20 protein-coding genes and 1 pseudogene are annotated in these 21,827 nt (G+C 34.1%); 6 read left to right on the top strand and 15 right to left on the bottom strand.

Translation table 11 applies throughout. From position 1 onward, the window contains the following. Positions 1 to 66: 66 nt before the first annotated feature. On the top strand, positions 67 to 756 hold the full coding sequence (locus MUA88_RS02080; RefSeq protein WP_262604503.1) for a hypothetical protein: 690 nt from the start codon (positions 67 to 69) through the stop codon (positions 754 to 756). Between the two features lie 195 nt (positions 757 to 951). Here the strand turns inward: MUA88_RS02080 and MUA88_RS02075 are convergent, their stop codons facing one another. The 3 genes from MUA88_RS02075 to MUA88_RS02065 all read right to left on the bottom strand — a co-directional run bounded on the left by MUA88_RS02075 (position 952) and on the right by MUA88_RS02065 (position 4,404). Continuing rightward, a complete protein-coding gene (locus MUA88_RS02075; RefSeq protein WP_481906559.1) occupies positions 952 to 2,589 on the bottom strand; it encodes a CDP-glycerol glycerophosphotransferase family protein in 1,638 nt (545 codons plus the stop codon). A 77-nt stretch (positions 2,590 to 2,666) separates the two neighbouring features. Further along, positions 2,667 to 3,695: an alcohol dehydrogenase catalytic domain-containing protein gene (locus MUA88_RS02070; RefSeq protein ID WP_262604501.1), complete on the bottom strand. Its 1,029-nt coding sequence runs from the start codon at positions 3,693 to 3,695 to the stop codon at positions 2,667 to 2,669. Beyond that, positions 3,688 to 4,404, bottom strand: a complete 717-nt coding sequence (locus tag MUA88_RS02065) for a D-ribitol-5-phosphate cytidylyltransferase (protein ID WP_262604500.1) — start codon at positions 4,402 to 4,404, stop codon at positions 3,688 to 3,690. Before MUA88_RS02065 ends, MUA88_RS02070 begins: the two co-directional genes overlap by 8 nt. 412 nt (positions 4,405 to 4,816) lie before the next feature. Here MUA88_RS02065 and MUA88_RS02060 point away from each other — a divergent pair, with 412 nt between their 5' ends. Next, a complete protein-coding gene (locus MUA88_RS02060; RefSeq protein WP_262605701.1) occupies positions 4,817 to 5,404 on the top strand; it encodes a hypothetical protein in 588 nt (195 codons plus the stop codon). Positions 5,405 to 5,478: 74 nt separating this feature from the next. Further along, the gene (locus MUA88_RS02055) at positions 5,479 to 5,736 is read left to right on the top strand and encodes a GlsB/YeaQ/YmgE family stress response membrane protein (protein WP_262605087.1); all 258 of its coding nucleotides are present in this window, start codon (positions 5,479 to 5,481) and stop codon (positions 5,734 to 5,736) included. Positions 5,737 to 5,785: 49 nt separating this feature from the next. Here MUA88_RS02055 and MUA88_RS02050 read toward each other — a convergent pair whose 3' ends face one another. Together MUA88_RS02050 and MUA88_RS02045 are read right to left on the bottom strand one after the other, a co-directional pair. After that, positions 5,786 to 6,415, bottom strand: coding sequence for a TetR/AcrR family transcriptional regulator (locus MUA88_RS02050; protein WP_262604498.1), 630 nt, complete (start codon positions 6,413 to 6,415; stop codon positions 5,786 to 5,788). Between the two features lie 7 nt (positions 6,416 to 6,422). Beyond that, entirely contained in the window at positions 6,423 to 6,650 is a 228-nt protein-coding gene (locus MUA88_RS02045) for an ABC transporter permease (protein WP_346658231.1), read from the bottom strand. A gap of 272 nt (positions 6,651 to 6,922) precedes the next feature. On the opposite strand from MUA88_RS02045, the gene MUA88_RS02040 reads away from it, so the two are divergent. Further along, positions 6,923 to 8,131, top strand: a complete 1,209-nt coding sequence (locus tag MUA88_RS02040; RefSeq protein ID WP_262604648.1) for an IS110 family RNA-guided transposase — start codon at positions 6,923 to 6,925, stop codon at positions 8,129 to 8,131. Positions 8,132 to 8,232: 101 nt separating this feature from the next. On the opposite strand, the gene MUA88_RS02035 is transcribed toward MUA88_RS02040, so the two are convergent. The 8 genes from MUA88_RS02035 to ybaK form a co-directional block, all read right to left on the bottom strand. Then, on the bottom strand, positions 8,233 to 9,135 hold the full coding sequence (locus MUA88_RS02035) for an ABC transporter permease (protein WP_262605700.1): 903 nt from the start codon (positions 9,133 to 9,135) through the stop codon (positions 8,233 to 8,235). Between the two features lies 1 nt (position 9,136). After that, positions 9,137 to 9,856, bottom strand: a complete 720-nt coding sequence (locus tag MUA88_RS02030) for an ABC transporter ATP-binding protein (protein WP_262604494.1) — start codon at positions 9,854 to 9,856, stop codon at positions 9,137 to 9,139. Between the two features lie 479 nt (positions 9,857 to 10,335). Further along, complete coding sequence (locus MUA88_RS02025; RefSeq protein WP_262604493.1) at positions 10,336 to 11,343, bottom strand: glycosyltransferase family 2 protein; 1,008 nt, start codon at positions 11,341 to 11,343, stop codon at positions 10,336 to 10,338. Between the two features lie 218 nt (positions 11,344 to 11,561). Next, on the bottom strand, positions 11,562 to 12,908 hold the full coding sequence (locus MUA88_RS02020) for a hemolysin family protein (RefSeq protein WP_262605699.1): 1,347 nt from the start codon (positions 12,906 to 12,908) through the stop codon (positions 11,562 to 11,564). A gap of 422 nt (positions 12,909 to 13,330) precedes the next feature. Further along, positions 13,331 to 15,235: a PTS fructose transporter subunit IIABC gene (locus MUA88_RS02015; RefSeq protein ID WP_262605698.1), complete on the bottom strand. Its 1,905-nt coding sequence runs from the start codon at positions 15,233 to 15,235 to the stop codon at positions 13,331 to 13,333. Between the two features lies 1 nt (position 15,236). Then, the gene (gene pfkB / locus MUA88_RS02010) at positions 15,237 to 16,160 is read right to left on the bottom strand and encodes a 1-phosphofructokinase (protein ID WP_262605697.1); all 924 of its coding nucleotides are present in this window, start codon (positions 16,158 to 16,160) and stop codon (positions 15,237 to 15,239) included. A 2-nt stretch (positions 16,161 to 16,162) separates the two neighbouring features. Next, positions 16,163 to 16,912: a DeoR/GlpR family DNA-binding transcription regulator gene (locus MUA88_RS02005; RefSeq protein WP_262605696.1), complete on the bottom strand. Its 750-nt coding sequence runs from the start codon at positions 16,910 to 16,912 to the stop codon at positions 16,163 to 16,165. A 205-nt stretch (positions 16,913 to 17,117) separates the two neighbouring features. Next, complete coding sequence (gene ybaK / locus MUA88_RS02000; protein WP_262604488.1) at positions 17,118 to 17,600, bottom strand: Cys-tRNA(Pro) deacylase; 483 nt, start codon at positions 17,598 to 17,600, stop codon at positions 17,118 to 17,120. A 364-nt stretch (positions 17,601 to 17,964) separates the two neighbouring features. On the opposite strand from ybaK, the pseudogene MUA88_RS01995 reads away from it, so the two are divergent. Further along, a pseudogene (locus tag MUA88_RS01995) lies at positions 17,965 to 18,282 on the top strand (transposase); the annotation flags it as partial. A gap of 161 nt (positions 18,283 to 18,443) precedes the next feature. On the opposite strand, the gene norA reads toward MUA88_RS01995, so the two are convergent. After that, the gene (gene norA, locus MUA88_RS01990; protein WP_262605695.1) at positions 18,444 to 19,607 is read right to left on the bottom strand and encodes a multidrug efflux MFS transporter NorA; all 1,164 of its coding nucleotides are present in this window, start codon (positions 19,605 to 19,607) and stop codon (positions 18,444 to 18,446) included. A 303-nt stretch (positions 19,608 to 19,910) separates the two neighbouring features. Between norA and MUA88_RS01985 the strand changes: the two genes are divergently transcribed. Continuing rightward, positions 19,911 to 20,618: a CPBP family intramembrane glutamic endopeptidase gene (locus MUA88_RS01985; protein WP_262604487.1), complete on the top strand. Its 708-nt coding sequence runs from the start codon at positions 19,911 to 19,913 to the stop codon at positions 20,616 to 20,618. Between the two features lie 81 nt (positions 20,619 to 20,699). Here the strand turns inward: MUA88_RS01985 and mdh are convergent, their stop codons facing one another. Next, the gene (gene mdh, locus MUA88_RS01980) at positions 20,700 to 21,638 is read right to left on the bottom strand and encodes a malate dehydrogenase (protein ID WP_262604486.1); all 939 of its coding nucleotides are present in this window, start codon (positions 21,636 to 21,638) and stop codon (positions 20,700 to 20,702) included. Positions 21,639 to 21,827 lie beyond the last annotated feature (189 nt).

Raw genomic sequence — 21,827 nt, 5'->3', positions numbered from 1 at the left:
ACTTGATAGACAGTCTCTCTCATTCAACCTGTTCTCTTTCCACTTATCCCAATCAAGAGGAGTGACATGATGAAACGTACACAACGTTCTGACGTTTATCCAAGAGTTGAAAAAGTTTTAGAAGACGGTACCATTATTGCTTACGATAAGCATAATCAGCTGAATACAGATCTCAATATTCATACTTTAACAGATCAACAACAATATGATGTTTTTGGCGGTATTATTATCAAAAACACATCACAACATCCACATACACCAGACTATGAATACTTGCGCCAAAAAGATTCCGAACTTCACCAAACACAACGTAAAAATAAATGGCTACTCGTTGGCTTAGTAGTCGCATTATTGGTAATCGGGCTATTTCTATTAAAATCTTGTACGAATGATACTGACGAAGCAATTGAACAAGTAGAACAAAATAATGCTGAACAAGCGGAACTCTTACAACAAAAAGATTCTGAGTTACAAGAACAAATTAAAGACACGCAAGAAAGTATTGCGTCTAACGATACAGCGTCACAAAGTAAAATCGATGACCTAAAACAACAAATTCAAGATTTAAGAAATGATATTAACAGTAAAAAAGCGGATCAAGTTGCAAATCAATATGACGATACCGTTGATAACTTACAGAATGCCGAAAATGAACGCCAAAATGGTAATTCGGAAAAAATGCAAGAACAACTAGACCGCGTCAATTCAAAACTTGATGAAATCACACAAAAAATTAGTGATTGGTTTAATCAATAAAATAAAATAGAATTTTTTACATTTATTCTTTGACTAAGTAGATATAACAGTGTTCTTAACTAGAAATATTTATAAAATGAACATAAATACCCCTTATACTTACTCATCGCAAAAAATCTGCACTACACAAAATAAGGTAAGGAGAAAATCATCTCCTTACCTTATTTTTTAATTTAAACTATGATTCGTATCAGATTACGAGCCAAATAGATGACGTACAATTCGCTCACTTGATCTTCCATCTACAAAATTATAGTGCTTTTTAACAAATGGTGGTACTTTTTCAATTTCGTAATCTTCCTTGTATAGCGACTCAATAAGATCATCAAAAGATTCTACTATCTTACCTGGTACAAATGTTTCATATGGTTCATAGAAATCTCTTAAACTCACATAATCTTCTAAATCAAATGCATAAAATAGCATTGGACGCTTGAATAATGCGAATTCATATACGAGTGACGAGTAATCACTGATAAGAACATCTGTAATAAATAAAATGTCATTGACTTCTCTATAAGTTGAGATATCTGCAAAATATGGCTGATACTCTCTCGGAATATTAAGCTTATTTTTCACAAATGGGTGCATTTTAAATAAGACCACCGCATTTTTTTCCTCACAGAACTTTGCTAAACGTGCAAAGTCAATTTTAAAAAATGGATAATGTGCTGATTTATGCCCATTCCCTCTAAAAGTTGGAGCGAATAAAATAACTTTTTTCCCATTAATCATTGGCAATTCATCTGTCATTTCTTTTACAATTTTATCTTTATATTGTTCATCAAAGAAAATATCTGTTCGTGGTACACCTGTTGGTATAATATTGCGTTCTTTTATGCCAAAAGCTTCTCCATAGAATGGTATATCATTTTCTGAAGACACGAAAGCCTTCGTATAATTTCTATGATTAACAGAATCAAAGAATGGGCCTCCTTGTTTTCCTGTTCTACTAAATCCAACTGTCTTAAAAGCGCCAACTGCATGCCACAGCTGGATAATTTCTTGGCTTTTTCTAAATTTCACTGTATAAAGCAATGGATGGTAGTCATCTACAAAAATATAATCTGCCTTACCTAATAAATATGGAAGTTTAAATTTATCTACAAATTTTCTTCTTTCGGTTATGTCAGGCTTAAACAAACTATGAATTCGATACTTTTCATCAAGTTTACGCTCCAACATTTCATCATAAACAAACTTAAAGTTACCACTCATCTCTGCTCTTGAATCCGATGTGAATAGTACAGTATTTCCTTTCTTTAGATGGAAAAACTTAGTTGTGTTAAATATTGCTCGGAACATAAAATTTCTAATTTCAAATGATTTGCTATTATATGCCATTTTAAACTCTTGTAATTTTGTCGCAAGTTTTCCTTTTTTCTCTGGCGGTTTATTAAATTCAACTTCTATGACAAATTCATTAACTTCTCTAGAAATCTTCGGCATAACAGTATAAGTGGTTTTCGTTGAGATACCACCTCTTTGGAATTCGTGTCCATAACGTTCAAGTAAGAAATTACTTTTACCGTTCTTAGTTGAAATCTGTTCATATTCAACCAACTCTTCATCTTCTAAATCATAATGATCAAGTGATAACAATGATTTATTTACACCCACAATGTCATCCATTTCGCCTTTAAACACAATCAAATATTCATCAGATGGCAGATAGTCTCCATCATTTAAAATCGCAACGTTAAATCGGGCCTTAAATTTTTGACCTTCTATCTGAACATCATTTGCTACCATTTCAATTGTCTCTGTTAAATTTCGTAATACTAATGTTTTATTACTAAAATCAAAATCTATACCGTGGCCTTCTACATACATCTGAACTCTTTCCCAGTATATGTTGTCTACCTTCAAATTATTATTACTCAACGCTCCTATTCACTCCTTGTATTAATTTACATTACCCACTTGAGTGTAGTTTTGCCCCATGAAGTTGATAAATCACTTTCAAATGCTTGAATTACATCATTGATTGTTTTTACTTCAAATTCGTTACCTTTTAATAGGGATAATTTCTCAACAACATCTGGATTATCTTTATAAAATTGTGCTACTTCTCTAAAATCTTGTGCACCACTTCTACTACTACCATACATTGTTAAACCTTTTTCCAAAACTAATCTTGTATTTACTTCAATAGGATATTCAGTAACACCTAACAAACTAATAGTACCCTCTGGTGAAATATGGTCTATAATTTGTTCGACAGCAGATTGACTACCTTTACCACCTACGCATTCAAACGCATGATCAAATGTTAAGTCATCTGGAATATTATAAATATGAAATGTTTTTGTTACAAAAGAAAAATGTCTTAATTTGTAATCAGTCTTACCAAATACATAAATCTCAGCATCCGGGTATTTTTTACGTAATAATATAGCCGTAATATAGCCTAAGTTGCCGTCTCCCCAGATTGCAAATCGATTCTTATTTGCGTGTGATTTCTTTTCAAATCTTTGAAGTGCGTGCCAACTAACAGTTACAAGTTCCGAATAAGCAATAGTACTTAAATCACTGATACTTTTATCTATCTCAACAACTCTATCATGATCCATAAAGACATAGTCTTGCATGAAACCATCATAACCACTAGATCTAAACTTACTCGTTGGTAGATAATTTTCTGCTATAATTTCATCTGTTTTAGTTGGCGTATTGGGCACCATAATCACTTTTGTACCAACATCATACATACCTTGACTATCATAAACAACTTCTCCAACCGCTTCATGAATCAAAGACATTGGTAATTTCTTTTTTAGAACATCTTCTGCTCTACTACCAGTGTAGTATCTTTGATCAGCTGCACAAATTGATAAGTACAGTGGTCTTACAATTACTTTATTACTGTTGATATCTTCATTATTATATGTTACTTCAAACTGTCTAGGCGACACTAACTGATAAACCTGATTAATCATTTAGCATCCCACCCTTAATGATAGAGTTAGCAACTTTCAAATCATAAGGTGTTGTAATTTTAATATTGTATAGCTCACCTAAAACTAATTTTACTTTTTGATTTGAAACAACAAGGATTTTACATGCATCAGTTAGTATTTTTTTATCTTCTTCAGATAAATTATTATAGTTATTACGTAACAAATTAATATTAAATGACTGAGGTGTTTGTCCTTGATACATTTCATTTCTTAGTGGTATAGAGTTTATTGTGTCGCCATCCGTTGAAGTAATAATAGTATCCGTTGCTGTAATTACCGTATCTACTGCACCAAACGCTAGTGCGCCCTCAATATTTTCTTTAATAATTCTATGAGTTAAAAACGGTCTTACTGCATCATGAGTAACTATGATATCTTCATCTGTAATACCATGTTGTTCTTCGATTGATTGAATAATATTCATGATTGTTTCGTTACGGTCTGTTCCACCTTGTACTACTTTAATTCTCGGATCATTAATGTTATTCATTCTCAAAATATCTTTAGTGTGAGATATCCATTTTTGAGGAGTTGCAATAAAGATTGCATCAAAATTATTTGTTAGCAAAAACTTTTCAACTGTGTGAATTAGGATTGGTTTGTCATCTAAATCCAGAAACTGCTTTGGTAACGGAACATTTCCCATTCTGGATCCTATACCACCAGCTAATATACCTGCATAAATCATTATGTCACCTTCTCCTTATTATTTTATGTATTGTCTAGTATTATTTATATTTTTTCAATCATGGAATGTATCTAACCATTATCAACCTAAACTCTAAAAATTCAATAGTGTTAGGCCAAAGCCAATATTTTAGTATAAACTATAAGATTTCATAAAAATTAGAAAAGCAAACTTACATCGCTTCTGTTCTTATCAAATACTAACATTTTCATTACTGTAAGATAGCATTTGTGCCTTAAATTATATCATGGCATTACTAAATCTCAAAGTTGGAACCTAATTACAATATATTTTAGGTATCCATATTTTTAATAGTCATATATTATTTAACATGTTTGTAACATTTCACATGATAACTCATGACTACATTGTTATAATGGAGAAATGAAATGCAACAAGTTAGGAGAGTCACATGGTCACATTTGTTATTTTAAATGCTATTGTCGTTATCGCTGTCCTCGCAATTGACTTATACCGACATCAATTTCAAACATTATATTTTAGTAGCGTACTATTGGCTATTACAATAAATGGCTTTATCAATTTAATCTTACTAAGTAAACTTAACTTTATCGCTGTATTTACTGTGCTTATGTACTGTATTTGGACAATTTTACAATATTACTTAAATCATCACTATTATTCCTTTTGTATTACACAACAGAAATTTTTAACAGGTATTCTAACGATCATGATTAGTATTTCTCTTGTTGTAGTAGATCAAACGGGTGACCAATCATTCTACATGTCTGTTCCATATTTGGCGCCTGCAATATTTGCATTTGGCGCGATTATTTTGTTTTCAAGTACGTTTAATTCAGAATGGTTTCAAAAATTATATTATCGTCTGAAAATTAAACAACCACTTTGGATTGGAACGCTTTTTATTTTAATAGCTATGGTTATCATCGTCTCACTTACACCTTTTTGGTATTTGTTCATCCTACTCTATACAGGACTTGGTATTATTTTATATGTAGAAAAAATATTTTTTTTATAAAAAGATGATTAAAATATGAGGCACCGGGTATAACAGTATTATCACAAAGATTTAAATTTTAAAAGGAGGCTATTATAATAGGCTTTATTGTCATGTTAATAGTAGGCGGACTCATTGGTTGGGCTGCCGGAGCAATTTTAGGAAAAGACATCCCAGGTGGGATTTTAGGTAATATTATCGCTGGTTTACTCGGTTCTTGGGTAGGCGGAATGTTCCTAGGCGCATGGGGACCATCATTCGGTGGCATCTATGTATTCCCAGCACTTATCGGTTCAATTATCTTTATCGCAGTTGTATCACTTATTTTAGGTGCATTACGTGGTAAAAAATAAGCTATAAGATAGCAAAAACGGTTTGCATTACGCAAACCGTTTTTTTATGTCAGCTTTCTCTTAAACTTTTAATAATTTGAGCTTCTACTATTTCTAACTCTTTATCAATCTCACCTGTTTTAACTGAAAAAATCTGCGTTTGTAGTACATAGGTAAAAAGTGGCCCAATGATTGTTCGAATCCGGTCAGCTTGCGTGAGCTTTTTATCTATCTTTTCATCAGCATCTAAAATCTTATTGATGTGATGAAATAAATCTGGCATTAACTTTTGAAAATTCATTGCCAATGCATCCCTCAAGTTCGGTGAAATCATCACTTCTTGCAAAATAATTTTAAGGAAATCCACATTTGATGATACAAATGCATAACGATCTCTAACAATAAAATGAATTAAACTTTCTAAATCTTCTTGTTGAGATAAACTTTCTATAAATGGCTTCCCTACAATCTCTTTTAAAGGTTCAAGTACCCCCATTAGCAATGCTTCTTTTGTACTAAAATATTTAAAGATGGTTGCTTGACTAATACCTGCCTCTTTCGCAATTTGAGCTGTAGAAGTGGCATGATAACCTTGCTCTGAAAAAAGTTTAATTGCAGCTAACATCGCTTTTCGTTGTCCGGGTGGCATGGACGCACTTTCTAATTGCTCTTTGAATGTTGGAAATTGATTTGTATTCATGACTTCATTATACCTTACGATAACGTTTTAGAACAATGATATTCAGTACAGTTAAAACAACTAAGAAGATCATTAAAATACCTAAGTCTCCTATCATTTTATCCCATCCATTCCCCCAAAGAATAATTTGTGATAACGCATGACCTGAATATGATAATGGTAAAATTTTACCGATGATTTGAACCCAATTTGCCATATTTTCTAAAGGAATAAGTCCTGAGAAACATACTAAGATTAGTGGTGAAGAAATCTACGACGGTAGGTAACTTCACTACTTTTTTATTTACTAAAATTTGCCAATAGCGCATTATTTGAGTTTATGGAATAGTAGTAGAGAGAAGTACTCCGAACAGCTCCGAGGGTCAACGAATCCGTATAAAAAACTGGAGAACTTCACTCTCCTTATTAATTCGATTTTAGTATGTTGGGTCCAGTGAGATCGTGTATGGGAAAGTGAAAAAAATAAGGGTCAGTGAAGTTAAAGCTTCTTAGATAAAAAGAATAGGAGTGATTTATATCGAATATTTTGGTATCGATGTAGGGAAAGGGAAAAGCTTTATTGCACATTATTCAAACGAAACTTTTATAGACGAGTTTGAATTAATTCATAATAAAAGCGGCTTTGAAAATCTATTGAATTATGTAAAACAATATGCAGGGATTTATATCCTTCTTGAATCAACAGGTATATATTCCAAACCGCTAGAAAGATTCTGTAATGAAAATTACATCCCTTACAGTATAGTGAATCCGTTAGAGTCTAAGTTAATGACAAATACACTTAGAACATGGAAAACAGATAAATCAGATGCTCATAAGTTGGCAAATCTTGCGAAGCATTATAATAAGCAACCATCTCAAAATATGATAAAAGATATTCACATCAAAATAAGAGAAGTGACAAGATATTATGAAGAACTTTCTAATCAAATGACATACTTAAAAAGTACATTGATTCAGTTATTAGATATGACCTTTCCAGAACTACAAATTTTATTTAAAGACAGATACTCTAAAATCGCGTTGAGAGTTGCGAAGCTATTTCCACATCCAGATTATGTAGATGTTAATAATGTATCAAAATTGAAAGAGCTAATCGCTAATAGTACTAATAAACGATTGTCAGACAAAAAGGTAAATTCATATGTGGAGAAGTTAGTTTCTTATACGAATGAAAGTTATCCATCAGTACCCGCTGATTCATTCTTCGTAGATAAACTCATCTACACAATTGATGATTTACTTAATTCAATGGAAAGACAATTAGCCATTCAAACTCAACTTATTGACTTAGCTCAAACACTTGATGAATTTAAAATATTAACATCTATTCCAGGTATTGGAGAGTTAACTGCAGCTATGGTAATTGGAGAACTAGGTGATATACGTGCTTTCACTTCTCATAAACAGCTGAATGCTTATATTGGTATTGATATAAAAAGATATCAATCAGGAAAAACACATTACAAAGACAAAATAAATAAGCGAGGAAATAAACGTGCAAGGTCATTATTTTACATCATTGTACAAAACATGTTGAAAGTACAAAGACTATATGCCAACCACATTGTTGATTACTATTATAAATTAAAAGAACAGCCTTATGGAAAAGGCCATAAGACTGCAGTTATTGCTTGTGTGAACAAGCTGTTAAAAACTATTCATCACTTAGTTATTAACAATAAAGAATACGATTATCGAATGTCACCGCACTGATAACCTATCTACCATCATAATAACACATTCCAAAAATTTTTTACTAACATAGGTTTATTTAGTGATGCCTTTTTTAGCACTCACTTAAATAAAGTGCTTGACTAATCGTAGGAAAAGAGCTGTGGCATAACAACTAAAGGAATAAATTGCATCATTTGGAATTCTGACTTAGCAAGTGTTGACATCAAAATACCAAATGCTAAGGCAACCAATGCTAAAACAAAGTTTACCAATACAACATTAGCAATATTTCCGACCACTTCAATTTTCAATAAAGTAATTGTTGCAAAAACAATGACTAACGTTTGAATAATCGCTAAAAATCCATAACTGAGCATGTAGCCAAATACGATATCTGAACGACGTACAGGTGTAGCTAATAGACGATCTAACGTACCAGATGTTCGTTCTTTAAGTAATGCCATACCAGAAATTAAAAATACAAAGAAGAAAACCATAAAGCCCATCAATACCGGAATCATTTTAATAAAGAATCCTGAATCTTCATCACCATAATCATAGTGTTCATCTATCGAAACAGAAGGCTTTTGTAATTGATTTGCTGCGTTCGGATTTGGACTTGCTTTTACCATATCTTGTACTTTTTCAGTCATCTCTTTTACTTGTGTTGCTGTTAGTGATTGTTTAAACACTTGTTTACTCATTGCAGTCTTGGAAGCATCTCGGTTTGCATAAGTAACACTAAAATTTTCATTATCATCTGTTTCAACAATCGCATCCACTTTTTCTTTCGTAAGTGCTTTTTCAGCTGTTTCTGTACTATTATATTTTTTAGCCGTTACATGATTGACATCGTTCATCGTTGATACGATATTTTGGTCGACACCTACTACTGCCATATTCACTTCTGTTGTGTTGTTTGCTGTAAACATCACATTCATCAGCCACATGATAAATATCGGAGCAACAAACATTAATGCAAGTGTACGCTTATCTCTAATCAATTCTTTAAATACTTTTTTCGCAATCGCAAATGCTCTCATGTTAATATCCTCCTTCTGCTTTCAAAAATGCTTCTTCAACAGTATTTACTTGGTATAAATCTTTTAGATGTGCAGGTGTATCAAATGCAATAACATCACCATGTAATAGTAATGCTACTTTATCTGTAAGTTCCGCTTCATCCATAACATGTGTCGTAATCAAAATACCACAGCCTTCTCGACGTAAGGCATCCAGTTCTTTCCATATCTTTCTTCTTAAAGATGGATCAATTCCAACTGTCGGTTCATCTAAAATCAATAATCGTGGCTTTCCTAAGAGTGCTATCGCTAAAGATAAACGACGTTTCATACCGCCTGAATAACTCCCTACCCTTTTATTCAAATGATCTGTTAATTCTACTACTTCTGATACATGCTGAATTTGTTGCTTTAATTCTTCTTTTTTAATCCCTTTCATTTGACCAAAAAACACTAAGTTTTCTTTCGCTGATAGCGCTTCATACAAAGCATCAGATTGTGCCATATAACCAATATCTGCAAGAATTTTTCGATTTGGCATAGAAATATCTAATACAAACGCTTCACCATCATCTGCTTTTTCCATCCCTAATACCGTTTTAATTAATGTTGATTTACCAGAGCCTGATGGGCCAATCAATCCGATAATTTCGCCACCTACTACATCAAGTGACACACCATTCAATACAACTTGTGAATCAAATGCTTTCTTCAATTTATTAACTTCAATCATCTTTTCCATTATTATCACCTCTCAAGATTAAGTGAGCAATCACTTACTAACTAATTGTAGTATAGTGAGTACTCACTTACTTATCAATATTTATTGAACAAAAAAGAGGAAATCCTCAATAAAAACAATTTTCTCATAGAAATCAATAAATCAGGGAATCTCAATATTAATGTATTGCTATGTTCACACTTTGTAGCTCTGAATTTCGTCAACCAAGTGATGTCATGCAACATTAAGAATAAGAGAGACAATATATGACTGTAGTAGACATATTAATCATGAACATAGATCTGATAAACATGTACATACTGTTAAAGATAATTAAATCATTATGATTATATGTAGTATCGCTGTTAAAACATATACCAAAAAATCCCCCTTAAACATTGGATTTTTTAATTCCAACGTTAAGGGGGATGATTAGAATATTATTTTAGAGAAATTTATCGAAATGTATACTTTATACATCTCTTGGTAGAACTTAAATATTACTTAGAACTGATATGTTGTTCTTCTACATTGCTTGTATATGGGACTTCAAATGATGCTTCAGAAGGACGTTCCACATTTGCTGCACGAACAATATAATTTGGTCGTTGCTTAACCTCATAATAAATACGTCCAATATATTCACCGATGACACCTATTGAAATCAATTGAATACCACCCATTAGGAGAATGGCAGCTATCATCGTAACATATCCAGGAACAGATACACCATTTATGAAAGTATCTATCAGTAAATATATGATATAAAGTAAACTTACACCAAAAACTGACAAACCTAAATAAATCATGGCACGTAAAGGCTTATTATTGAAAGAGATCAAGCCATCAATTGCATAATTGAGTAAACTACTAAATGACCACTTCGACTCCCCTGCTTCTCGTAAAACATTATCATAACTAAGGATTTTAGTATGATAACCAATCCAAGCAAAAAGCCCTTTAGAGAATCTATTGTATTCACCCATACTTACCAGCGCACGAACTGCACGTTTACTTAATAAACGGAAATCACCGATACCATCGACGAGTTCAATATCTTCAACCCAGTGATTAATCATCTTATAATATAAACGCGTCATCCATTTACGGCTTGCTGTCTCACCATCGCGATTACGCTTCGCAATAACTTGATCATAACCTTCTTGATATTCTTTTATCATATCAGGGATCAATTCAGGAGGGTGTTGTAAATCTGCATCGATCATAATAACTGCATCACAATCAACACTATGTTCAAAACCCGCTATCATAGCAGACTCTTTACCAAAGTTTCGACTGAATGAAATAAATTTTACTACCTCTGATTCCGATGCTGCTTCTTGTAAAATATCAATGGTTGTATCTTTACTTCCATCATCAACAAATAATAAATCATATGTGTAACCTTGTTTTTTTGCATCGACATCTAATATTTCCTGTAACTTATCAATTGTTCGTTGCAAAATAGCTGTTTCGTTATAACAAGGTACAATTACTCTCACTTTCACGATTCGTACACCTACTTCATTCTTCTAGTTTCATCATTAAATAGTACATATTGTACTTATATTTATAGCAGAACTTTAATCTGTTCAAAGTTTTATCGTATTTATTTTACAATTCATTATAACTTATCTTTTAAAATTTTACATGCGCAAACTAATCATAAAGCAAAAGAACATCACTTTGAATCATATTTCAAAATTGATGTTCTTTACTCTAGGAATTAATCTTCATTTTGTTCATCTTCATCTATATTCTTTGGACGTTCTGCATTATATTCATAACGTAATAAGACATGAATAATTTGATGATTCTCTATCTCAGAAATAACCCAACGATCGAATACGGTATCCACAAAATCATCCTGTTCAAGATTTGTATTTTGTGCTTGCAACCAGCCACCAATCGTATCAATGTCTTCTGAATCCTCAAATTCAATATCATATTGTTCTTCAAGATCGCTTAACAACACACGTCCATTAATTTGATATGTGTTTTCATCTAATGGCACAATGTCATTGACTTCATCGTCATCAAACTCATCACGAATCTCTCCAACAATTTCTTCCAAGATATCTTCCATTGTCAAAATACCAGCTGTTCCACCATATTCATCGATAATAAGACTAATATGGACATGCTCGCGCTGCATACGAACAAGTGCATCACTAATGCGTGTTGTTTCAGATATCATCGGTAATTCATGAATATAATCACTCGTCTTAATTGGGACACCTGATGCATATTCTGTTAAAAATTCTTTCACATTAATAAAACCTTTGATGTGGTCTTTGTCCCCATCTTCAGTAATCGGATAACGTGTAAATTGATGTTCTTTGACTGTTTCCAGAAGATCATCAACATTAAATGGCTCATTTAATGTTACCATCTGTGTTCGAGGTACCATGATATCTTTAGCATGACGTTCATCAAATGAAAAGATATTCTGCATGTAAGCTAGCTCTGTTTGGTTAATTTCCCCACCATGATAACTATTATTCATGATGATTTTTAATTCTTCCTCAGACATCGCTTCATTTGTTTCATTTGGGTCCACACCAAACATACGAATGATTAAGCGTGCAGAACCATTCATTACCCAAATCAATGGTTTCATAATAAAACCAAAATAATAAAGTGGACGTGCATAAAGTAATGCAATACGCTCTGTATATTGAATGGCTAATGTTTTAGGTGCAAGCTCACCTACAACCACATGAATGTAAGTCACAATAGTAAATGCTGTAACAATTGAAATCGTTGTTACAAGAGCACCTGGAATGTTAAGAAGTTCAATCACAGGATGTAGTATACGTTCAAATAGTGGTTCACCTAACCAACCTAACCCCAGTGATGTCACGGTAATCCCCAACTGACAAGCTGAAAGATAATAATCCAAGTTGGAAATCATCTTTTTCACAACACGTGCGTTACCGTTTCCTTCTCCAATAAGTTGTTCAATTCTCGTTGCTCGCACTTTTACTAATGCAAACTCCGATCCTACAAAGACTGTTGTCAATGCGATTAATGTAAAAAATATGATTAAATAAATTATGGTCGTACTGTCCAATTAGTTCCCTAATAACTAGGGATTCACCTCCGTTAAATTAACACCACTCAATAGAAAGTGATGTCGTTATGTTTTTGTCTGTGACAGATGTTCTCTGATACATTACACATACTAGATCCTTCCCATTGAGCTACCTCCAGACATAAAAATATTAATTTTATCATACCACAACTTTTTATGAATTTATACAGAATAATATCTAAGTGGATGAGGTTTAGATAAAAGCACTTTGTTACCTTTAAAAAGTTTCAAAGCATACAAATTGATGACGTCTTATTCCATTTATGTGGATGACAATTAAATTTACCCTTACCGCACAACTTAAAACGAAAAGAAGTTTGGAAACTTATTTTTTATTACGATCCTTTCTTTAATCCAAAAAAAGAGACTGATCATCCGATTCAGCCTCTTTTGAAGTTTAATTAGATTGTTGGTGTGTCTGTTGGTTTTTTCTTCAATAAACCGTACATAACCGCACCCACTAATGATCCAATTAAAATAGCGATAATTGTAAATAATGAGTGGCTCCAGTCTGTACCGAAGATTACCACAAGTCCACCATGCGGTGCTTGGATTTGAGAACCAAATAATAATGCTAATCCACCTGCGATACCTGATCCAACCATCATTGATGGAATGACACGTAATGGGTCTGCAGCTGCGAAAGGAATAGCACCTTCTGTAATGAAACTTGCTCCCATTACAAAGTTTGGAACGATAGAACCTTTTTGAGCTTTTGTAAACTTGCTACCGAAAATTAACATTGCAAATGCAAGTGCGATTGGTGGTACCATACCACCGACCATTGCTGCTGTAATTGGTTCTGGATTACCTGCTGTTAATGCTGCTGTACTAAATACATATGCAGCTTTGTTAAATGGTCCACCCATATCAATGGCCATCATCGCACCAAGTACAACACCAAGAATAACTACGTTTGTACCTGATAAACTATCTAAACCTGAAATTAATGCATTGTTTAACCATGCTGCTGGTGTATTAAAGATATAAATCATTGCTAGACCAGTCACCGTTACTGAAATTAACGGATAAATTAATGTTGGTTTTAAACCTTCAAGCATTTGTGGGAAGTTCTTTGTTGCTGCTTTAATACCTTCTGTTAAGTAACCTGCTAAGAAACCTGCAATAATACCACCGATAAATCCTGATCCACCTGATACGGCTAACATACCACCGACAAGACCAGCTGCGAAACCTGGTTTATCAGCGATACTACGTGCGATGTAACCAGATAAGATCGGAATGATTAACGCAAAGGCACTCTTACTACCAATTTCCCATAATGACGCTGCAAATGCATTATAATGTGCACTTTCTGGATCAAAGGCATTTGGATGGAACATGAATACGATAGCCATTAAGATACCACCCGCGATAACAAGCGGTAACATATTTGATACACCGTTCATTAAATGTTTGTAAATGGTTTTACCGACACCTAATTTTTCATCATTATCTTTTGAAGTGCTCGCACCTTTTTCAGCTACGAATGGTTTTCTACTTTTATCTAATGCTGTGTTGATTAATTCTTCTGGGCGTTTAATTCCGTCTGCAACTGGTACTTGTACAACATTTTTACCATCAAAACGATTTGTCTCTACATGTACGTCTGCAGCTACGATAACACCATCTGCTTTTTCAATATCTTCAGCTGTTAAGTGGTTTTTAATTCCACCGGCACCATTTGTTTCAACTTTAATTTGTACACCCATTTCTTCTGCTTGTTTTTTCAAAGCATCACGTGCCATAAATGTGTGTGCAATACCTGTTGGACAAGCTGTCACAGCAAGTACATATGGTTCGCTTGCATCTAAGTCTGCTGGTGCTACTACTTCATCCTCATCTGCTACTTCGTCATCTGCTTTATTAATAATTGCTAACACTTCTTCTGGAGATTCAGCATGTAATAAAGCTTCACGTACTTTATCATCCATTAAGATACCTGATAATTTTGCAAGTGCATCTAAGTGTGTTTGTGCGCCTGATGCTGGTGCAGCAATCATAAAGAATAAGTGTGCAGGTTGCATATCAAGACTTTGATAATCGATACCTGCTTTAGATTTACCAAAAGCAATTGCTGGCGTATCTACTGCTGCTACTTTGGCATGTGGAATTGCAATTCCTTCTCCAATCCCTGTTGAGCTTTGTTCTTCACGCGCATGAATCGCCGCTTCAAAGTCAGCTAAGTTATTTAACTTCCCTGCTTTATTTAATTGTTGCGCTAATTCTGAGATAGCTGCATCTTTCGAAGTTGCTGCAAGGTCCATTGCGACTGTTTCTTTTGTTAATAACTCTGTAATTCTCATTTTACCCCTCCTCATTCAACTGTGTAATGCTAATGTTTTCCAATAATGTATCAATCATCGAACGTTCTGCTAAGTCATCATTAAATGCTGTTGCTGAACCTGATGCAATCGCTAATGCTAATGTTTCTTGTTGTGATAACCCTTTTGTAAGACCTGCTACCATACCTGCCACTGTACTATCACCAGCACCAACCGTATTAATAACATTGCCTTTTGGCGCTGCGACTTTAAATGCTTGTGACTTGTCAAGGTAAATAGCACCATCTCCACCAAGTGATACCAACACAGATTGGGCACCTTTTTCTAATAGCTTACGGCCATATTTAAGGACCTCTGAATCAGACGTAATAGTCGTATCAAACATTTCTTCCAATTCAACCTTATTCGGTTTAATCAGTTTTGGTCCATATGGTAAAATCCCTTCAACTAAAGACTTTTCAGCATCCACAACAAATTGTGCGCCAGTTTCTCTAACAATTTTTGCCATATCTGCATAAATGGTTTTAGATACACTGCTTGGTACACTTCCTGCAATAACAACAATATCTTCTGATGTCGTTTGACGAAGCTGTTCTAATAAAGCCTTGATATTGTCTTCTGTAATCGTTGGGCCTGTCGCATTAATTTCTGTTTCTGCACCACTCTTCAACTTCACATTGATTCGTGTATCTTCTTCAACTTGTGTAAAAGCTGTTTGAATACCTGCAGAAGTGAGTGTATCTTCTACAAACTGTCCTGGAAAGCCTCCCACAAAACCAAGTGCAGTCGATGGTACATCAAGTGTTTGTAATACACGTGATACATTAATACCTTTACCATCAGCAAATTTCGCTGTTGCTGTTGTTCGATTGAGTGCTCCTGCTTCAAATCCGTCTACAAACATGATGTAATCGATAGATGGATTTAGCGTCACTGTATAAATCATAATTACCCTCCTAGTAGTTCTAAATTTGATTTCTCTAATATATCCTTACCTAGCTTACGTCCATTTTCTGAAGTTATCACAATAGGTGGTTCTGTTGCTTTAATCGTTGCAAAATGTGTCTGATGAAACTTTGATGCATCTGCGAGAACATAGGTTTGTTGACTTTGCTGTATAGCTACTTCTTTCATCAAAGCTTCACGCTCATCTGGCGTCGTTAAACCGGTTGAAATATCAATCCCGTTGATGCCTAGAAAAGCTTTATTGAAACAGTAATTTCTTAAAAAGTTAACTGCACGTGTGCCAACAACAGCCATCGTTGTCGATTTCATCTCACCACCCACAATATAAGTACGAATCCCTTGTTTCAATAATGCTTCAACATGCGTTAAACCATTCGTTACAACTGTAATGTCTGTTGCTTTAATATAGGGGACCATCTCTAATGTGGTAGATCCTGCATCTAAATACACACAATCATTTTGATTGATTAGGTTAGCTGCTTGTTTTGCTATCTCAATCTTTTCTTCAATATGCTGAGTACGTTTTGTTGATAGTTCTGGTTCTATCGCTATATCTACCAATTTGGCTCCACCGTGGACACGAGTTAATAACCCTTCTGCCTGTAACTTTGTTAAATCTCGACGAATTGTTGATGCGCTTGAACCTGTATAATCCATCAACTGCTGTAAACTCAAAAAGCTGTGTTGCCCTAAAACATCAATAATGAGTGCATGTCGCTTATCCGTTAGCATCTAACCACCTCAATTCCCTTTTAGTATAATGTATTCGTTTTCAGTTAGCAATCAAAAACGTTCATTTTCATTCATTTTCAGTCATAAAAGGTCACAAAAAAGACACATGCAATCATTTTCATCCATCACCTTATTCAATGAATAAAATAAAAGAGACATACAAAGTGATTGTTTTTTCACACTTCATATGTCTCTTTTTCAAATTTTATTCTTCTACAGCAACTGAAGTTACTTGTGCTTCTGCTGCTTGAATTAAATCATCTGGGGCAACACCCATTTGAACACCACGTTGACCTGCACTAACAAACACTTGTTCAATATTTTTCACAGATTCATCAATTACAGTTGGGAATTTAGTTTTCATACCAATTGGTGAACAGCCACCACGGATATAACCTGTTACCTTTTTCAAACCATCAAGGGGCATTAAGTTTAATTTTTTCTCATTTACACTCGCTGCAGCAGCTTTCATATCGAGATGCCCAGAGACTGGAATAACAAATACAAAATATTCACGGTTGCTATTTGTTAACACCAATGTTTTAAAAACTTGTTCTTCTTTCACACCAATGCGTTCTGCTACTTCTGAACCCTCTATATGTTCAGCGTCTACTTCAAATGTACGCATTTCATAATTTATTTTCGCACGATCTAATATACGCATTGCATTAGTTTTTTTGGTCTTCATCTTTCTTTCACCTCTGATTAAAAAATCAACGTTGCTTTATCCCCTTAGCAATGGGTTTATCAGTTATTACAGCACTATAGGCTATATATTTTCAATTGACTCTGTTTCAATTCATACACTCAATTATACATATTGTAATACCATAAACTAAGTCAGATAAAAAACTATCTATACTATAATAATTTCCTCATTTTATATTCTTAACTATTATATCACGAGCTTTTTTTAGAATCGTATTGTTCGCACTAAAAAAGGGACTGAGAATAAGACGTAATAAATTTCTAATCTGAGAATGCAATTGTCAGTATTCAAGAAGGAGCATTCTCACTTCAGTCACCCATTACCATAATATTTATTTCTACATTCTAAAAAACAGCTGAATGCTTATATTGGTATTGATATAAAAAGATATCAATCAGGAAAAACACATTACAAAGACAAAATAAATAAGCGAGGAAATAAACGTGCAAGGTCATTATTTTATATCATTGTACAAAACATGTTGAAAGTACAAAGACTATATGCCAACCACATTGTTGATTACTATTATAAATTAAAAGAACAGCCTTATGGAAAGGGCCATAAGACTGCAGTCATTGCTTGTGTGAACAAGTTGTTAAAAACTATTCACCACTTAGTTATTAACAATAAAGAATACGATTATCGAATGTCACCACACTGATAACCTATCCTTCTATATCATAACATATTAAAAATTTTTCTGGCATAGGTTTATTTAGTGATGTCTTTTTTAGAACTCACTTAAATAAAGTGCTTGACTAATCGTAGGAAGGAGCTAAGTACTATGTCTCAACTCCATCCCTGGTAATGATAATATATGGCTTATGACTGTGTATGGTATCGACGACTGATTGCTTTTTCGATCATAATGACGACACATCCAATTAACATGAATAAAATGGACATGAATAATGGATACTCAATATTAACATCGTAGAGCCCCCCCGCAATAAGCGGACCAATAAAATTCCCCATACTTGTAAACGTTGAGTTCAAGCCACCTGCAAAGCCTTGACGATTTCCAGCAATATTTGAAAAGTAATTTGTCAATGCTGGACGAATGAGGTCAAAACCAATGAATACAACAAAGCAGATCAGCATGACATGCCAATATGAATGGGCAAAAATAAGTAAACCTAAAACAACTGCTGAATAAATGAGCGAATAAACAATAAGCATTAATTCATTAAGATAACGTACCATTTTATCGAATAAAAACACTTGGAAAATCGCTCCAAAAATACCGCCACCTGTGATTGCAATAGAAATATCTGCAGGTTGGAAGTTAATTTTATCTGCTGTATAGAGCGGGAATAACGTTTCAGACGCTGATAATCCAAAAGCTAAAATTAACGTTAAAATAGCAGGTGTAATGAATTTTTTAACCTGTATTTTCTCAAGTTCAACTTTTTCAAAGGATTGAAAGCCTTGAGTTGTTTCTTGTTTAGGTGATTGAACAAATACTACCGTACCGAGAAATGCAAGTACACCGAGTGCACCAGCAAAGTAAAACGGCATACGATGAGAAATCTCTGCTAGAAAACCACCCGCTCCTGGACCAAGAATGAAACCAGCAGAAATGATTGCTGACATGTACCCAAAGTTTCTTGCTTTATCTTGCATAGGTGATAAGTCTGCGATAAGTCCTGTTACACCTGGCATAATCGTGCCAGCACTAAAACCTCCTAATACACGAGACACTAGTAACAAAGAAAATGTATGACTTACTGCAAATAAAAATTCTGAAACACTAAATAAAATCAATCCGATACATATAATTAATTTCTTTCCTAACTTATCCGCCATTGCACCACCAAATGGCGAAATAATCATCTGTGCTAGCGCAAATGCGGCAACCATTACACCAAGGTCCGCTCCTGTTAAACCTAAGTCCTTCAAATAAACTGGCAAAACAGGGATAACGAGACCAATTCCAAGAAACACTAAGAAAATATTCAAATATAAAATAATAAATTGTTTCTTCATATAAACCTCTCTCGTTGTCAAAATTGTAGATTGAAATATTATATACTAACAAGAAAACGATATAAAGATGTTTGTTCGTTGTATTTCGCTATAATATAATATTTACAGTAAAAGAAGGGGTTGGGGCATAAGAAATTCATGTGCTAGAATCCGATTAACGGTGTTCCAAAAGCAAGATTTTCGGCAGAACCCCCACGATTCCGGCAAAAATTTGAAAAGCATTTTTGCTCATCGTTCGATTCTGCTCAAACCCTAAATGCTTTTGTCTCAACCTCTTTTATTGAACCCCTTGGAGGTAATCACATGTTTCAATCATCAACCAAAGTAGCGTGGCGTGACTTATGGGCCATTCTTATTTATTTTTTAGGACAAGCTACTTTACCTTTCATTGTTTTAGCAGTTTTCACACAGTTAAACATCAATATACCTGAGCCTATCATGCTCATGATTGGTATAATATTGACATCGCTATTGGTTATTTTATTTATCATCATCTCACATCGCCATAAATTTCAATTACACTTTGTTGAGAACTTAAAAGATTTACGTCAACATATCAAGCTGATACTTTTTACATATGTTGCCTATCTCTTATCAAACGGTTTGTTTATGGTGATCATGACGCAGTTGCCTAAAAAATGGCAATTCCAAGATACTGGAAACCAAGATAGCTTGATGATCTTTTTTGAACAACCTCAATGGCTACCATTTGTATTTTTAGGTATTGTGATACTCACACCTATCACAGAAGAACTGCTATTTCGTCACATCTTAATTGGAGAACTTGGTAAAAAGTTTGGTATTGGTTTTATGAGCATCATCTCTGTCGTCTCTTTTGCATTACTACATATGCAGGTGGCACAATCACCATTAGAAATTGTTCCCTATCTCCTGCTTGGCACGATGTTCACCATTACTTACGTTAAAAGTAATGGAAACATTGCCGTACCCATCGTGACACATATATTTAATAATGGCATGGCTTTAATCGCTATATTACAACAAATGTAATCATTACTAAAAGACCAGCAGTTGATTCCCCAATTGACTGCTGGCCTTTATTCATTCTATGTGTTGATACACCATAAATACTTATTTTTGACGTAATGATGCTTTCACTTTTTCAACGGATTCTGCAGATTTTGCTAGCTGTGCACGTTCGTCATCATTTAAAGATAATTCTACAATGCGCTCTACACCGTTCGCTCCTATAATCGTTGGTACACCAATATATAAATCATTTAAATCATATTGCCCCTCACAATAAGCAATCACAGGAATCAAGCGTTTTTTATCAAATAAGATTGCTTCAATCATCTCATAAATAGCAGCTGATGGTGCATAATAAGCTGAACCATCTCCAAGTAACTTAACAATTTCCGCACCACCATTACGTGTTCGATCTACAATTGCATCAATTTCTTCTTTAGGCATTAAATCTGTCAACGGCACACCATTTACTTGACTGTGACGTACTAGTGGCACCATTGTATCACCATGTCCACCTAAAACAAGACCTGTGACATCTTTAACAGCAACATCTAATGCTTCTGCGATAAATGTGCTGAAACGCGCTGTATCCAGAACACCAGATTGTCCAATAACACGCGAGCTTGGTAAACCAGATGCTTTATATACTGTATATGTCATCGCATCAACTGGATTTGTTAAAACGATAATCGTACAATTCGGTGAGTAACGTACAATTTTCTCAGTAACAGTAACCATAATTTCTTCATTTGTTTGTACAAGATCATCACGACTCATGCCTGGACGACGTGGTACACCTGCCGTAATCACAACCACATCTGAATCTTTGGTATCAGCATAATCAACTGTCGATGACACATGTGTATCAAAACTAAGGATTGGACCACTTTGTAAAATATCTAACGCTTTCCCCTTCATTGGTTGTTCATTTTTTTCACGATCAACAATAAGCACATCTGCAATTCCCTGTGTTGCAATAATAAATGCTAAAGTTGCCCCCGTATGGCCCGAACCAATAATAGATACTTTTTTACGTTTCATATCGTATTTCCCCCTTACTTATCATTCAATTTCATTATAACACTGTCATCTGTGATATTTAACTAAAAATTGTAAGCGCTTTCTAATAGTGTCGAGAATCATCATAACTATCTTTACATAAAAATACGAGACTGAGACATCATAAATGCGTACTCTAAACATGTGCTTAAAATAAACTTTGTCTCAATC

The sequence above is a fragment of the Staphylococcus sp. IVB6240 genome (assembly GCF_025558425.1).
GTDB lineage: Bacteria > Bacillota > Bacilli > Staphylococcales > Staphylococcaceae > Staphylococcus.
This window is presented reverse-complemented; position numbering and strand designations above follow the sequence as displayed.